The 16,950-nt window shown below is 42.2% G+C and carries 11 protein-coding genes; 10 read left to right on the top strand and 1 reads right to left on the bottom strand.

The genetic code is table 11. The features are described 5' to 3' along the window. Positions 1-26: 26 nt before the first annotated feature. Together KZP23_RS12565 and KZP23_RS12560 are read left to right on the top strand one after the other, a co-directional pair. A complete protein-coding gene (locus KZP23_RS12565) occupies positions 27-230 on the top strand; it encodes a fructose-6-phosphate aldolase (protein ID WP_186756464.1) in 204 nt (67 codons plus the stop codon). Between the two features lie 9 nt (positions 231-239). Beyond that, positions 240-950: a cell division ATP-binding protein FtsE gene (locus KZP23_RS12560; protein WP_226332069.1), complete on the top strand. Its 711-nt coding sequence runs from the start codon at positions 240-242 to the stop codon at positions 948-950. 1 nt (position 951) lies between these two features. On the opposite strand, the gene KZP23_RS12555 is transcribed toward KZP23_RS12560, so the two are convergent. Beyond that, positions 952-1,845 (bottom strand): flavin reductase family protein, encoded by an 894-nt coding sequence (locus tag KZP23_RS12555; RefSeq protein ID WP_226332068.1) that lies wholly within the window; start codon positions 1,843-1,845, stop codon positions 952-954. 158 nt (positions 1,846-2,003) lie between these two features. Here KZP23_RS12555 and KZP23_RS12550 point away from each other — a divergent pair, with 158 nt between their 5' ends. The 8 genes from KZP23_RS12550 to KZP23_RS12515 all read left to right on the top strand — a co-directional run bounded on the left by KZP23_RS12550 (position 2,004) and on the right by KZP23_RS12515 (position 16,847). Beyond that, on the top strand, positions 2,004-3,887 hold the full coding sequence (locus tag KZP23_RS12550) for a 7TM diverse intracellular signaling domain-containing protein (protein ID WP_226332067.1): 1,884 nt from the start codon (positions 2,004-2,006) through the stop codon (positions 3,885-3,887). Between the two features lie 269 nt (positions 3,888-4,156). Further along, positions 4,157-7,240: a SusC/RagA family TonB-linked outer membrane protein gene (locus tag KZP23_RS12545; RefSeq protein WP_226332066.1), complete on the top strand. Its 3,084-nt coding sequence runs from the start codon at positions 4,157-4,159 to the stop codon at positions 7,238-7,240. Positions 7,241-7,262: 22 nt separating this feature from the next. Continuing rightward, complete coding sequence (locus tag KZP23_RS12540; protein ID WP_226332065.1) at positions 7,263-8,804, top strand: RagB/SusD family nutrient uptake outer membrane protein; 1,542 nt, start codon at positions 7,263-7,265, stop codon at positions 8,802-8,804. 28 nt (positions 8,805-8,832) lie between these two features. Beyond that, entirely contained in the window at positions 8,833-9,924 is a 1,092-nt protein-coding gene (locus tag KZP23_RS12535) for a LamG domain-containing protein (RefSeq protein ID WP_226332064.1), read from the top strand. Between the two features lie 145 nt (positions 9,925-10,069). Then, positions 10,070-12,022, top strand: a complete 1,953-nt coding sequence (locus KZP23_RS12530; protein WP_226332063.1) for a glucoamylase family protein — start codon at positions 10,070-10,072, stop codon at positions 12,020-12,022. A gap of 71 nt (positions 12,023-12,093) precedes the next feature. After that, positions 12,094-14,388 carry a beta-glucosidase BglX gene (gene bglX, locus KZP23_RS12525; protein WP_226332062.1) on the top strand — a complete coding sequence of 765 codons (2,295 nt, stop codon included), beginning with the start codon at positions 12,094-12,096 and terminating at the stop codon, positions 14,386-14,388. Positions 14,389-14,438: 50 nt separating this feature from the next. After that, positions 14,439-15,245 (top strand): carboxylesterase family protein, encoded by an 807-nt coding sequence (locus KZP23_RS12520; protein WP_226332061.1) that lies wholly within the window; start codon positions 14,439-14,441, stop codon positions 15,243-15,245. A 12-nt stretch (positions 15,246-15,257) separates the two neighbouring features. Then, entirely contained in the window at positions 15,258-16,847 is a 1,590-nt protein-coding gene (locus KZP23_RS12515; RefSeq protein ID WP_226332060.1) for a glucoamylase family protein, read from the top strand. Positions 16,848-16,950: the final 103 nt, after the last annotated feature.

The following is a 16,950-nucleotide window of genomic DNA, read 5'->3' as shown; positions in this document are numbered from 1 at the left end:
TCTAAAAATTGATTCAATATCCATCTATGTATATCATCAAGGTAAAAGGCAAGGCAAAAATCCCTGACTATATTCAGATCAGAGATGAAAACTTTGTTCTGGTAGCCTACTTCAGGGCCGACCGTCCGCTCAAAAACCTAGAAAAGTTTGGCTTGGAAGGCAAAGAAGAAGAAATGGGGAAATTGATCAAAGAGCTTCCTTTTGGCAAATTGCAAAAGTTAGAATTGTAAATTTAAATTATGGTATTTTCCAGCGAGCCCGTAGTCCGATTAAACAAAGCCTGTATATTTCAGGGCATAACAGCCATTTTACAGGATGTTACTTTTGAAATTGATAAGGATGAATTTGTATTTCTAATAGGCCGGACAGGCAGCGGAAAAAGCTCCCTATTGAAAACCCTATATTCTGACCTGCCCCTAAAGATGGGAGAAGGCCACATTGCCGGTTATAACCTCAAGGAAATCAAATCCAAAGACATCCCTTACCTTCGTAGGAAACTAGGCATCGTATTCCAAGATTTCCAGCTGTTCAATGACCGGACCGTAGCGGAAAATCTTTATTTCGTTATGCGTGCCACTGGCTGGAAAGAAAAGTCCAAGATGAAAACCAGGATGGTGGAAGTACTGATGCGAGTTGGACTTGGTGGCTCCGCTACCAAAATGCCACATCAACTATCCGGAGGTGAACAGCAACGTGTGGTAATTGCAAGGGCACTGCTGAACGAACCTTCCATTTTATTGGCAGATGAACCCACTGGAAATTTGGATCCTGAAGTTGCTGATGGAATTTTCAAACTTTTTCAAGAAATCAACAAACAAGGCACTGCCGTACTGATGGCCACACATAATCATGAACTGCTAAAAAAATATCCATATAGAATCCTTAAATGCGAAAAAGGCTTCTTACTGGATTCCAAAACTTCTGACATATTCGAAAAGGATCAGATATAGATCAATAATATTGAAGCAGTACAAGCCAAGCTTCCATAATTTTTTTCTCTTGGATCAGCTCTTGTGCATATTGATGCAAATGAAATATCAGACTCTCCTCATCGTTTTGAAAACGAATTTTCATTTCTTCTATTTCAGGTTTATTACCATATAAAAATACTTCTTCTTCACTCGGCAACTCTTCAACATTACCTAAGCACCCAAGGTCATTACCCGTTAAGACCGAACTCATTCGTATCCTTTCGGGGATTTGGTCCACTCCTATCCCTAGTGTCTTGATCGGTTTTTCCACCTCAAAAAGCGCTGCTCCACTTGCCCTGCAATACCAATTACCGCCCATCCGCGCCACCGCATCCAATTTATGAGGATCTATCTTCCCATCCACTCCCAAAATATGCTCATCAATATGTGCCAACAAAATTTCACAAATCACCAAATTTGCCGCCCCCCCTTCTTGGCCAATTTCCTTTACTTCCAGCACCTTGCACTCAAAACTTACCGGAGATTCCTTCACCCTAGGTGGACCTACCAAATCAGAAGCGACTGGTGTAAGACCTGATTTTACAAATTCATTTACCCCCTTCCTATATTCGGTGCTACTTAGTGACATCTGCTGTACCATATTATAGTCTACTATACTGATAACCACTTCTTGGACTTCCATTACATTTTCCAAACTGTGTTTTGTGGTGTTGTCCCTCACTCTTCTCGCAGGAGAAAAAATCAAAATGGGCGGATTGGAACCAAAGGCATTAAAAAAACTAAAAGGGCTAAGATTTACCTGACCATTGGCATCAATAGTGCTTGCAAAGGCTATGGGCCTTGGAACTATTGCTCCCAACATATAACTATGAAAGTCTGCTACTGAAATATCTTTGGGATTTATTGTCTTCATTTTTTGACTCATCAAACATCGCTTTTGCAGGATAAAACAAGTAGATTCCAAAAGCAATTTATAAATATTTACCTTTGCTTTATAAAGCAATCGATAATTGATTGTATTTTATCCTAAAATCACTTTCTGTTCAACATCCATATAACCTGGGGTAAATTGTGAGAAAACTTATTTATATCATCTTCCTATCTGCCTTTATATCCACTCATCAGCTATCTGCCCAAAGGATCTCTGGAAGTTCTACACTTAAAATTGATGACAACCTTCAGGAAAGGATTTTTTCCATATCACAATTGGAGTTCTTCGAAGACAGCAGTAATCTCCTTACTTTCCATCAGATCATCCAACCGAGGTTTCAGGACAATTTCAAAATCAGACCTTCATTCAATAAGAACAAGTTCGATATCAACCATACCTATTGGGTAAAACTTTCTATTGACAAAACCCCTGAAAGCAGCAAAAAATGGTTGATGGAGTTTTATGATCAAACCATGGACCTGGTAGAAATATATGCTCCTCAAGATAATGGTAATTATAAAAAAATCGTCCTAGGTGATGCCGTTCCTTTTGGCATACGTAATTTCAGACATAAAAACTTTGAAATAATCATAGAAAATGCTTCTGAAGGGATTTCTAACTATTATGTTAAAATCCGCTCCAGTCAAAAAGCGGATATTCGCATTGCCATCCGCTCCTTAAACCGCTTCATTTTCTATGCATTGAATGAATACTTTGTCTACGGCATCTTTTATGGAATGATCGCCATCATAGGGCTTTACAACCTTTTAGTGTATGCGGCAGTTCGTGAAATCAAATACCTCTATTATTCCTTCTATTTGGTCAGCGTGGGTATTTATGCCATGTGCGTAGACGGAATAGCCTTTCAGTATCTTTGGCCCAACTACCCTGAATGGAACCAAATAGCCAATGGAGTTTTCAATTACTCCATTGTGCTGTGGGCGATTATGTTTTCCATCAAATTTCTCAACACCAAATACCGTACGCCCAAACTCCATTATTCCCTGTTGGCCATTTTGGGAATAAAGTCTTTGCTCTTTCTTATCGGACTGTTTTTTGACCAAAAACTGTTTGAGATCAAATATTACGACATTATTCCCTTCTTTTTCATTTTCACGGCTAGTATTTACATTTGGTACCAAGGCTATAAAGTTGCTCGCTTCTTTGTATTTGCATATGGTGTATTATTCGTTGGAGTGGTGATAAAAGTCTTGGTAAATGCCGCTATTATCCCTCATATGACCATGGTTTATTATAGCCTACACATCGCTTTCCTTTTAGAGATGCTACTTTTGACATTTGCTCTGGGGGACAGGATCAGAATATTAAAAGATAACAGGGACAGGGCCTTGAAAAGAACCATAAAACAAATAGAAGTAAATTATGCCCTAAAGGAAAAAGTAAACCGGGAGTTGGAACTCAAAGTCCAAGAAAGGACCCAAGAGCTGGAACAAAAAAACAGTTTGCTGGAAGAATATAACCATCAACTCATGGAAAAAGATGAAGAAATCAAACGGATAAATTCCCTTTTGGATAAAGATAACTGGAGGCTAAAAAGCAGTATCAAGGCTTCTTTTCAGGCCAGATTAACGAACCAGTTGCTCTCCTATGACGAATTTCAACGTATCTTCCCAGACCAATCCGCTTGTTTAAGGCACCTAGAAGAATTCAAATGGGGCAATGGCTTCATATGCAGAAACTGCAAATACACCAAAAGCTCCAAAGGGCCAAAACTCTTCACCCGCAGATGTAGCCGTTGCGGCCATATTGACTCGGTAACCGCAGGCACTATCTTTCATGGAGTAAAATTCCCCTTGGAAAAGGCCTTTTATATCGCTTACGATATTATTGCCAATACTGAAAAACAAACCTTAGAACAGCTATCAGAACTTTTGGATATTCGTAAAAATACAGTTTGGAACTTCAGAAAGAAAACCAAGCAAAACATTGAAGCCTTACAGTTGGAATCTCCTCACTGGTATGACATCTTGATGATGGAGGAAGAGAAAGAAAAGTCGAAGTAAGCCTTATAATCCTCCATTAAATCCCCTAATAGTATTATAGCGTGACGCTAAACTGTAAAAATGCTTAAAAAGCTAAAATAAGCCATTTTCACATGGTATTAAACCGCTAATTACAGTCTAATTTATCCGCCCTAACCCCTAGTCAAACAGCCAAGATTTTACATTTTTTAACGTAGTTTTTTCTTCTTTCCTCTACCTTTTCAGTCTCAAACGAGCAAAAATGCAAACGTTTGAAATATTATCCATTTTAAACCCAAAACCAAACACTTATGATTAAGTCTTTACGCATAAGTAAGGAATCATGGAAACCCAAAATCCCTCAACTAGGAAAACTATCCATGGTGTTGCTATTAGTCTTTGCGGTCACCCTCAGTACAGCTGCCGCTCAGGACACCAATGTTACAGGAACAGTACTTGATCAAGGAGGTGAACCCATACCTGGGGTAAACATTCTAGAACAGGGTACCACAAATGGAACCGTCACTGATTTAGACGGTAAGTATTCGATTACAGTCAGCTCTCCAGATGCGACATTAAACTTTTCTTTTATTGGTTTTGAATCAAGGCTCGTTGAGCTAAATGGAAGGACTCAGCTTGACATCACCCTTCAAGAAGAACTAACTGGACTCGATGAAGTAGTTGTCATCGGTTATGGTGCGCAAAAAGAAAAGGAAATGACCTCTGCGATTACCACCTTGAAAACAGAGGACCTGGTCAAAACGCCGAGCTCGAACGCCATGCAATCTCTCCAAGGGAAGGTAGCCGGGGTACAAATCGTCAGTAAAGGCGCACCAGGAGCCTCTCCCACAGTAAGAGTAAGGGGTATAGGTTCCTTTGAAGGAGGTGGAGCCCCTTTATACGTCGTGGACGGTATGTTCTTTGACAATATTGACTTCCTCAACTCCAATGATATCAAGACCCTTTCTGTACTAAAAGATGCTTCTGCATCTGCTATCTATGGTGCAAGGGCTTCCAATGGCGTCGTACTGATAGAGACCAACTCAGGTGAATATGAACAAGAAGCTGAAATTGTCTATGATGGATACTACGGGGTACAAAACCCACAAAACGTCCTCAAAATGGCCAATAGCCAGCAATTTGTGCAATACATCAATGAAACAGGGTCAGCACCAGACATGGAATTCATTGACAATGCCATGCAGGCCTATGGAAGGAGCCGTATAGATCCAAGTATTCCTGCCGTAAACACGGACTGGTACGATGAGATCATGAGCCCTGCTGCTATCCAAAACCATACCTTGACGTTCTCTGGTGGTAGTACCAAAACACGCTATTCCATTGGAGGCAGTTATTTCAAACAGGATGGACTGCTTAACGAGACCAGAAACGAATATGAAAGGGTAAACATCCGCGCCAATATCGACTCTAAAGTCAAAGAATGGATCACTGTGGGCGGTAATTTCACCTTCAGTACAGCCAAACAATATGTAGGATCAGATGCGGCTTGGTTTAACGCCTACTTTGCGGTACCTATTCTTCCTAAATACGATGAAGATTTTGGCACATCACCGGTAGCATTGTCCAATGCTCAAAGACTGGGCTATAGGGGAAGACAAAACCCTTTCTACCCACTTCTCTATAATGACAGCAGAAATAAAGTCAATAAAATCAACGGGAATCTCCATGCCGAGCTGACTTTTATCCCTGATAAATTGACCTTTAGGTCTGCTTATAACTATAAGTTAGATTTAATCAATGCCAGAAATGTCAATTTCGCCTATAATGACGGTGTCCTTAATCCTCTTTCTAGCCTTTCTAGATCTAGCAGCTTGTATTTTGACCAGATTGTGGACAATTATCTTACGTATAAGGAATTCTTTGGTGACCACGGTATAACTGCCACACTGGGACAATCCTTCAGAAGTGAGACCTTTGAACAGCTCAGTGGAAACAGAAATGATTTGGACCCTAATCCTACATTTGGTAATGAAGAGCTATGGTATCTGAACAATGGACAGGCCAATGATATCAATACGGTCTCAGATGCCGGTAGTCGCATATTTTACCTCTCTTTCTTTGGCAGGTTAGCCTATAACTACAAAGAAAAATACTTGCTTTATGCTACCTACCGTCAGGACAATTATAACAAGTTCCAAGTGGATAGTGAAGATTTCTTTACCCTTGGAGCAGGCTGGGTAGCGACCGAAGAGGATTTCTTTGATGTGAAAGGCATCGATTTTCTTAAGTTAAGAGCGTCATGGGGACAGCTTGGTAATGATGGTATCAGCCCATCTGTGGGTCAGCCCACCCTACAGGGAACCAACCACGCCATCAATGATGTGCGAATTCCAGGCTTTAGGCTGGACCCCACTTATGACCTAATCGATAAAATCGAGACTACGGAAGAAACCAACTTTGGTCTGACGGCCAAGTTCTTTCAAAACAGACTGTCCCTAGAAGCTGATTACTATATAAGGAACACACAAAGTCTGGCTGTAACCGTTCTGCAACCCCTGTTCAGAGGTGCGGTGAGAAGAAGCGTTGGTGAGATCAGAAACCAAGGCTTGGAGCTGTCCCTCAATTGGGAAAACCAAGTTACTGATGACTTTTCCTACTATATTGGCGGCAACTTCGCTACCCTAAAAAATACGGTCAGAGGACTTGGAGGGCCTGAATACCTCAATGCCGGTCAGGCAGAATTCCGTCAGCGTTCCATAGTGGGACAGCCCTACCAGGCTTTCTATGGTTACGAAGTTCAAGGCGTATTTCAAACCGAAGCCGATATCACCAATAGTGGTTATTCAGAGCAATTCTTAACTGAAAACGACCTTGCTCCAGGAGATTTGATGTTTAAAGACCAAAATGAAGATGGAGTCATCGATGATTTGGACAGGGTAGTATTGGGTTCTTATTTACCAGAACTCACCTATGGTGGCAATCTTGGTTTTAGGTACAAAAACCTTGACTTTTCGGTACTGATCCAAGGTCAATCAGGCCACAGCATCCTGAATAGAAAAAGAGGGGAAATGATTTTCACTAATGACACCAATATTGACGCAGACTTGGCCACTAATCTATGGAGAGGTGAAGGCACCTCTAACAAATATCCTTCTGCTGCCGGACTGCGTAAAGGATGGAACCAAAATTTCAGTGATTATTTCGTGGAAGACGGTTCTTTCTTTAGGGTTCAAAATGTGCGCATGTCTTATTCACTTCTTGACAAAGAAGTGATGGGAGTAATCATGCCAGAAACGCGTATCACTTTGACAGCAGAACGGCCATTGACCATTTTCAACTATAATGGTTTCAACCCAGAAGTGGATAATGGCATTGACCGACAGACTTATCCTATCCCTGCTGTATATACTGTGGGATTAAATGTCAAGTTCTAAAATCAATAACCCAAGAACAGTCATGAAAATATTTGAATATAAACTGATTAAATTGGTCACAGCATTAAGCTTAGTGACTACCTTTTCCTGTAGCGAATACCTGGATGCATCCTTAGAAGATCAAATCCTGGCCCAGGAAACTGATTATTCCCAATCCCAAAACATGATATTATTGCTTAATGGATCTTATGCAGAGCTTTATGGGTTTCAGTGGGAAACCTTTCCGTTAATTTCTGTCAGAGGCGATGATGCTAACCCTGCGGGGGACCAAGAACCCCTTTTCAAAACAGATACTTATGACTATGACAGGAGCTTCTGGATTTATAATTCCACATGGCTAAATATGTATTCCGATATCATTTATTGGAATGGAGCCATCGAAGAGATCCAAAAATACCAAGAAGCTGGTGCAAGTGCAGCAAATGCCAGTCAATACATCGCGGAAATCAATGTCATGAGAGGATACAACCTTCTTCAGCTGGCCAGATTGTGGAATAACATCCTAATTCCCGTGAGCTCTGATCCCAATGCACTATACGAAGTAGAGCTCACTCCATTTAATGAAACCATGCAGTATATCTCTGATTTGATGGATCAGGCCATGCCCAGTCTACCCAATGTCCACCCTAACCAACGCTCGGACATCAGAGGAGGCGTCACACGATACACTGCATTAGCCATTAAAGCATTGGCCAACCTGGAAATGGAAAACTACCAAGGTGTAGTTGATGCCACTGGAGAGATCATCAGCAGCGGAGAATTCATGCTAGAAACTGATTACTATCAGTTATTTAAAATCCCAGGAAAGCTAAACAATGAAAATATTCTTGAATTCCAATATTCAGATTACGGCGCTGAAAGTGGTACTTCAGACAGATTCCCTTGGCAAGTATATGGCCCTCAAGCCGTAGGCTGGCAACCCGCCGTGCCTGGATCAAGTGGCGGATGGGGCTTCTGGGAACCTACAGAAAAATACATCAAGTTTATGCTTGACCGGAATGATCGAAAGCGTCTCGAAACAACCGTACTATTTACGCCTGATGGAATCAGTGATATTGAATCAGATCCAAACTATGCCAATTTACCTAACTGGATTACCAATATCACCCCTGATGGGGACGGTTTTGGCAATGCCCCCAGGTATAGGTTCCTCAGTGGAAAACATTATCTGCCTACTACCCAGTTGACCCCTGGAAGGTTTAATTATGGCGAGAATAAAAACATGATCGCCATCCGGTACGCAGAAATCCTATTGATACATGCAGAGGCACTGGTAAGCGGCGCCTCCAGCAATGTCATGTCAGCAGATGAAGCAGTCAATGCTGTAAGATCCAGGGCTAATCTAGGCATGCTAAGTGGGGTGACTTTGGACGAAGTGTTGGATGAAAAATTTGCCGAATTCGGTATGGAATGGGGTGTTCGTTTCTTTGACTTGGTAAGGCATGACCGCACAAGTGAACTTAACTATGGAAGCAGAAATTTCAATGAAGGTGATAGGTTCCTGCCTTATCCACTTGACCAACAAGACATCCTTCCTCAACTAAAAGAGGCAAGTAATCAATAAGTTTCGGTAAAACACAAACCCAAAAGACATGAAATTAACTTCTAAAATATTTATTGCAGGTTTGATGGCAACAAGTTTTGCCTGTAAAGACGGTTATATAGACGACATCAGTCAAGTTCCACCAGCCTCAGATGAAACTGCTCCCATGGTCAACATCAACTTCCCTGAGGAAGGCCCACTTACCTGGGTTCCTCAAGATGTGATGTCTATCAATATTGATTTTGAAGTAGAAGATGATGTAGAAATTCAGGACATCACTGTGGCCTTGGATGGCAGTGAAATCGGCAGCTATTCGGATTTCAAAGATTACAGAAGAACAGCTGTCAAACTGCCCTATGACAATATCACGAATGGTGAACATACTTTAACTGTAACCGCCAATGACCTATCTGGAAAAACAACAACAAGCACAGTAGCCTTTTCCAAGCCAGAGTTCTATGTACCTCAATACGATGGAGAGATTTTCTATATGCCATTTGATAACGAGTATTTGGAACTGGTCAGTGTAAGTGAAGCCAGTGTGGTAGGGGATCCTGGTTTTGCAGGTGAAAGTGCTTCTGGTGCCAATGCCTACGCAGGTGCAACGGATTCCTATTTGACCTTCCCTACAGCTGATTTAATCAATGATGCATTCAGTGCTTCCCTATGGTACAAGGTCGATGCAGATCCTAACAGAGCGGGTATATTGGTCATGGGACCGCCTGATGAAGCCAATCCTGAGGCCCAAAACAAGCGTACTGCTGGCTTTAGACTCTTTAGAGAGGCTGCTGGAAGTAACCAACGTATAAAACTAAATGTGGGGAATGGCAGTGGTGAAAACTGGTTTGACGGTGGTAGTGCGGCTGATATCAACCCGAACAGCAATGAATGGGTACATATAGCTTTTACGATTTCCGGAACAGAATGTACCGTTTATATCAATGGAACAGTGGTGAGTCAAGGTACTTATCCGGGTATTTCCTGGGAGGGCTGTGACATCCTGTCTATTGGCTCCGGAGCGCCTAGATTCACTGGATGGGGACACCTTTCTGACAATAGCTATATTGATGAACTCCGCATCTTTAACAGAGCGCTTTCCTCATCTGAAGTGCAGACAATCATGGATAATGAACAGCCGTAATATTTTATAAATCCAAGGAGGGCTTCTTATATAAGCCCTCCTACTTAGATTTATCGAATTTCAAAACCTTGGCTTTTTATTAAACTGCAAACCATCAAATAAATCAAGCACAATCTATAAAAGCGGCTGCCCCGTTATGCCCAAAATGATGAAGCACTCAGTTTTTCTGGTATTTTTTATCCTTTTCCTCTCCTGCAAAGAAGAGGGTTCCATTACACCTTTGCAGCTGATTGACGCCAAAGTGGGTGATAAAACACTTAACTCACAAGGTCCCAGTAATAATATTCCTATAGATAGAACGATCAGCTTAACCTTTTCTCAGGCTATCCAAAGAGAAAGTATATCTGCTGCCATTTCTTTATCCTCCGAAGGCATTCCGGTCAAGTTTAACACCAACCTTATTAGCAACACAACTATCATTATCAGCCCTGTTGGCACCTTAGCAACCAGTAGTAACTATACTTTGTCTATATCTTCGGCCCTAACCGCCTCCAACGGAGCTCATTTTACAGAAACCACCATAGAGTTCACTACGATATTGGGCTCAGTTGAAATTACCAGTGTGCAATTATCAGGTGGTGATACCACTAGAACAGGCCGAATCCAAAATGTCCCTGTAAACTTTAGCACGGAATTGACCTTCAACAAACCACTGGATCCATCTTCTCTACAAGCCGCCTTTTCCATTACTGGTCCTGATAACCCCAACCTACAGTATGAGCTGATGGATAACAACCAAAAATTAACACTTTCAGTCTCAACTCCTTTACAGTACCTATCCAAATATTCCCTAAAAATCAATCAGCAACTTAAAGGCATCAACGGAGAAAACTATGCAGGCCTTAATAGTACTTTCTATACCCAAATAGATGAAACGCCTAAGTTCCCATTGCTTTCCGAAGATGCATTACTCACAAAAATACAGTCCCAAACATTCCGTTATTTTTGGGATTTTGCCCATCCGACGAGTGGATTGGCGAGAGAAAGAAACAGTTCAGGCAACACCGTCACCATAGGCGGTTCAGGATTTGGTGTAATGTCTCTCATAGTAGGAGTGGAAAGAGGTTTTATTACCAGGCAACAGGCTATTGAACGATGGACAAAAATACTGGATTTCCTGACTTCCGCTGATCGTTTTCATGGAGTATGGCCTCACTGGATGAATGGCGAAACAGGTAAAACCATCCCATTCAGTTCAAAAGATAACGGAGGGGATTTGGTAGAAACAGCCTTTATGATCCAAGGTATACTCACTGTGAGGGCCTATCTCGATGCCAACAAACCTGAAGAAAAAGAGCTCATAGATAAAATCACCCATCTTTGGGAAACGGTGGAATGGGACTGGTATACCCAAAACGACAGCAATGTACTTTACTGGCACTGGTCTCCCGATTATGAATGGGAAATAAACCTCCCTATTCGTGGCTATAATGAATCGTTGATTGTCTATGTGCTTGCCGCATCATCCCCTACACATCCTATTGACAAGGCTGTTTATGATGCAGGTTGGGCCAGAAATGGCAGTATAAAAAACGGCAACTCATTCTATGGACATGAGCTACCATTGGGCAATGATCTTGGAGGCCCTTTGTTCTTTGCACACTATTCCTTCTTAGGGCTTGATCCCAGAAACCTTTCCGATCAGTACGCCAACTATTGGGACCAGAATCAAGCCCACAGCCTGATCAACCAAGCATATTGCATCCAAAACCCAAAAGGTTTTGTTGGTTATACCGAAACTGCTTGGGGACTGACAGCCAGTGATAGCCCTAGTGGCTACAGCGCGCACTCCCCTTCCAATGATCTTGGTGTCATCACACCTACTGCTGCTATTTCATCTTTGCCTTATACCCCTGAGGCTTCTATGAAAGCCATGAAATATTTCTACTACCAGCTGGGAGATAAAATCTGGGGAGAGTATGGCTTTTATGATGCCTACAATATCACTGAAAACTGGTATGCAGACAGTTATTTGGCCATTGATCAAGGCCCTATAATTCTAATGATTGAAAATTATCGGACTGGATTGCTTTGGAACCTATTCATGACAAATGAAGAAGTCCAATCTGGTCTGGACAAACTGGAATTCACTTATTGAATAGATAAACTATAAATATGGCAAAATATTGCCTGTAAGATAAAGATATGGAAGTAAAGAAACCTATAACCATGAAAAACCTTATTCTCCTCGCATTGGTAGTTGGAGGCATGACAATGGCCTGTTCTCCATCCCAAGATTCTCACGGTCCGCAGAACATCCATCTTCACCGAGCAGATTCCGTTTTGGCATTAATGACCTTGGAAGAAAAAATCGGTCAGCTCAACCTCCCCGCTGCTGGTGACTTTACTACTGGCCAAGCTGCCAGTTCCAATATTGCCGAGAAAATTAAAGCAGGAAAAGTCGGCGGTCTTTTTAACATCAAAACAGTAGAAAAGATCAAAGATGTGCAGCAAGTGGCTGTTGAAGAAAGTCGACTGGGCATCCCCTTGTTATTTGGCATGGATGTAATCCATGGTTACGAAACTGTTTTTCCCATTCCACTTGGACTTTCCTGCAGCTGGGACATGGACTTGATCAAACGCTCGGCTCAAATTGCCGCCAAGGAAGCCAGTGCTGATGGCATCAATTGGACCTTTTCTCCCATGACAGACATCAGCCGGGATCCTCGCTGGGGTCGTGTATCTGAGGGAAGCGGAGAAGACCCCTATTTGGGTGCCCAGATTGCCAAAGCCATGGTTAAGGGTTACCAAGGGGATGATCTCAGTAAAAACAATACCATCATGGCTTGTGTAAAGCATTTTGCCCTTTATGGTGCTCCAGAGGCAGGAAGAGACTATAATACTGTGGACATGAGTCGCCAAAGGATGTACAATGAATATTTCCAACCCTACCAAGCAGCCATCGAAGCGGGTGTCGGCACCGTCATGACTTCTTTCAATGAAGTGGAAGGCATACCGGCCAGTGCTAACAAATGGCTGATGACGGATGTCTTGCGCAAGCAATGGGGTTTTGATGGCTTTGTGGTGACCGATTATACCGCCATCAATGAAATGATTGACCATGGCATGGGCGATCTGAAAGCCGTGTCAGCATTGGCTTTAAAAGCTGGTGTGGAAATGGATATGGTAGGCGAAGGTTTTCTCACCACCTTGGAAAGTTCCCTAGAAGATGGTAACATCACAGAAGATCAAATTGATAATGCTTGTCGTTTGATCCTTGCGAAAAAATTTGAGCTTGGTCTTTTCGATGATCCCTACAAATACTGTGACACCGAACGAGCTAAAAATGAAATCTTCAATACAGAAAACAGACAAATTGCCCGTGAGATTGCTGCACAGTCTTTTGTCTTGCTAAAAAATGACGATCAAACGCTTCCATTAAAGAAAACAGGCACCATTGCCCTGATAGGCCCTATGGCGGACAATGCTGAAAACATGACCGGCACTTGGAGTGTAGCTGGCAGGTTCAAAGAATCCGTTTCCCTCATGCAAGGCATCAAAAATGCCGTCGGTGAACAAGTCAATATTGTACACGCCAGAGGCGCGAATATTGTGACTGATTCTTTGCTCGAATCAAGGGTAAGTGTGTTTGGAAAACCTACTTACAGAGATAATAGATCAGAAGAAGCGTTGATCAAAGAAGCCCTAGAAACAGCTAAAAATTCAGATATCATCATCGCTGCTATGGGTGAATCAGCTGAAATGAGCGGAGAATCATCCAGTAGAAGTAATATAGAATTACCTGCCAACCAAAGAAGACTGCTCCAAGAACTGGTAAAAACTGGTAAACCCGTCATCATGGTAATGTTTACAGGAAGACCCTTGGCGATTAAGTGGGAAGCTGACAACCTCCACGCAATCTTAAATGTATGGTTTGGAGGAAGTGAGGCAGGAGACGCCATAGCGGACGTACTTTTTGGAGATGTCAATCCCTCCGGAAAGCTTACTGCCACATTCCCCCAAAACACCGGTCAAATCCCTATATACTACAACCATAAGAATACTGGACGACCACTTCCTGAGGGGCAGTGGTTCCAGAAATTCCGCTCCAATTACCTAGATGTATCCAATGAACCGCTCTACCCATTTGGCTACGGCTTAAGTTATACGACTTTCGAATATGGCGACCTTAATATCAGCAACAAGGAACTTTCGGGCAACGAATCCCTAACTGCCAGCATCCAACTTACCAATAGTGGTCAATATGATGGTGCGGAAGTCGTACAACTTTATGTACGCGATATGGTGGGCACCATAACTCGGCCAGTAAAAGAATTGAAAGGCTTTCAAAAAGTCTTTTTGAAAGCCGGGGAAAGCAAAGAAATCAAATTCGAGCTAAGGAAAGAAGATCTTAAATTTTATAACCATGACCTCGACTTTGTTTTTGAGCCTGGGGAATTTGAAATCATGGTGGGCTGCAATTCTGAAGAATTGAGTAAGGCAAAAATCAATTGGTCAGAGTAGTTGAAGAAATGTACCATAAGGATCAAACCACAAAAGAAAAATAATTGACCATGAATAAAACCAGCATATACCTTTTATTATTTGTACTTATCCTGAACGCTTTGGGAGCGGGATTGCTACAGGCCCAGGATAAGTCCCTTTTTAAAAACCAGGTATTTCTAAACAAAAAAGGTGATTCACTATTGTACCGCATACTTTATCCCCCAAATTATGATCGTGGAAAAGAGTATCCTCTAGTACTTTTTCTGCACGGAGCAGGAGAAAGAGGCCATGACAACGAAAAGCAACTCACCCATGGAGCTGATCTATTTCTCGATCAAGAAAACAGAGAGAAGTTTCCTTCCATCGTGGTCTTTCCTCAATGCCCAGAAGACAAATACTGGATTGATGTCAGCATTCGAAAAGAGTTGTTTGGCAAGGGAGATCCTAACTTTAGCCAATCCATTGAGCAGCCATCAGAACAGCTTGACCTGGTCAACGAACTGATGCAAAAACTATTCAAAGCTGAAAAAGTTGACAAAGACCGACTTTACATCATGGGACTTTCCATGGGTGGGTTTGGCACCTTTGAAACCCTCGGAAGGTGGCCAAAAAAATATGCGGCTGCTGTAGCCATCTGTGGAGGAGGCAACTTATCACTTGCAAAAAAATATGCTCCACACACAGCTATATGGATCACTCATGGAGGCAAAGATGATATTGTTCCTCCTATACTTTCCAAAAGAGTATATGAAGTATTAAAAGAAGAAGGAGCTGAGGTCAAGTACACACTCTATCCAGAAGCCAACCATAATTCCTGGGATCCCACATTTGCGGAGCCAGAACTATTGCCATGGCTTTTTTCAAAACATCATTAATTCCTCAATCTCATGAAGAAAAAAAGACTTTCATTTTACCTAATGCTAATGCTTGGATTTTCGCTATGGGGATGTTCTTCTGGGGACAAAACCATTGACAGTCCAGTTCAAGCAAATGGCTATGACCGACACGTTGAACTCCACTGGCCCAAACAAAGTGGAATATCCCAATATGAAATATGGGTCAGTACAGAAAACAATAGTTTCAGCAAAAGAGCGACGGTACAAGACACCATATACATGGATTTCGTCAATGACCTGGGCAATAATCTCACTTTAAAATATAAAGTCGTAGGCCTGCAGGATGCCGGTAAAAACACTGAAGTAGGTTTGGCAATGGCCACTACCAAAGACTTCACTGATGAAGAATTATTGGACATGGTCGAATTTTATACCTTCCGCTATTTTTGGGAAGGGGCAGAACCCATATCTGGAATGGGACCCGAAAGAATCCACATAGATGGCGACTATCCCCAAAATGATCAATCGGTAGTTACTACAGGAGGTACAGGATTTGGCATCTTTGGCATCATTGCGGCCATTGATCGTGGTTGGATAAATAGAGAAGAGGGGCTCAACAGATTCAATAAAATGGTCACCTTTTTGGAAAATGCTGATCGCTTCCATGGGGTTTGGCCTCATTGGATTTATGGAGAAACAGGTAAAGCGAGATCATTTAGCGACAAGGATAATGGAGGAGATTTAGTCGAATCCGCATTCCTAATGCAAGGGCTATTGGCGGTCAGAGAGTATTTCAAAAATGGCAATGATGCTGAAAAATCACTGGCCAACCGAATAGATACGCTTTGGAAAGAAATGGAATGGGACTGGTATACCCAAGGAGGTCATGACGTCCTCTATTGGCACTGGTCCCCTACGCACGAGTGGGAAATGAACTTCCCCCTAGAAGGTTATAATGAATGTTTGATCACCTATGTTTTGGCAGCCTCCTCTCCTACTCACGGAATACCTGCCTCGGCTTACCATAAGGGCTGGGCGCGCAGTGGTGGCATCAATACCAATGTGGAAGCCTATGACCATCCCTTACGGCTAAAACACAATGGCGCTGAAAAAATGGGCGGTCCTTTGTTCTGGGCTCACTACTCTTATTTGGGTCTCAATCCCAAAGGCTTATCAGACCAGTATGCCAATTATTGGGAAGAAAACAAAAACCATACGCTCATTAACCGTGCATGGTGTGTGGACAATCCCAATAAATTTAAAGGCTATGGAGAGGATCTTTGGGGGCTGACGGCCAGTTATTCTGTAAAGGGCTATTCAGCCCATCGTCCAGGAGCCGATCTCGGTGTGATTTCTCCAACAGCGGCTCTTTCTTCCATTCCCTATACTCCTGAGGAATCTCTAAAGGTCATCAAAAACCTTTATTATAACTATGGAGAAAAGGTCTTTGGCCGATATGGCTTTTATGATGCATTAAGTCCTGAAAACAACTATTATCCAAAACGTTACTTGGCTATTGACCAAGGACCGATAGTTGCCATGATTGAAAACTACCGCTCTGGACTAGGATGGAAGCTATTTATGGGAGCACCAGAAATCCAAGACGGACTGAAAAAACTGGGCTTTGAAAGCAACCCTTGATATCTAAAGCGCTAATTCCTCTTGCTATCCCCATATTTTGGGATAGTCGAAAAGGGAGAGACTTATTCAAATGACTTCCAACACTTTCTCCTAATAAAGTGGA

The organism is Echinicola marina, assembly GCF_020463795.1.
GTDB classification, from domain to species: Bacteria; Bacteroidota; Bacteroidia; order Cytophagales; family Cyclobacteriaceae; genus Echinicola; species Echinicola marina.
The sequence above is the reverse complement of the archived record's forward strand: the minus strand, read 5'-3'. Positions and strand labels throughout refer to the sequence as shown.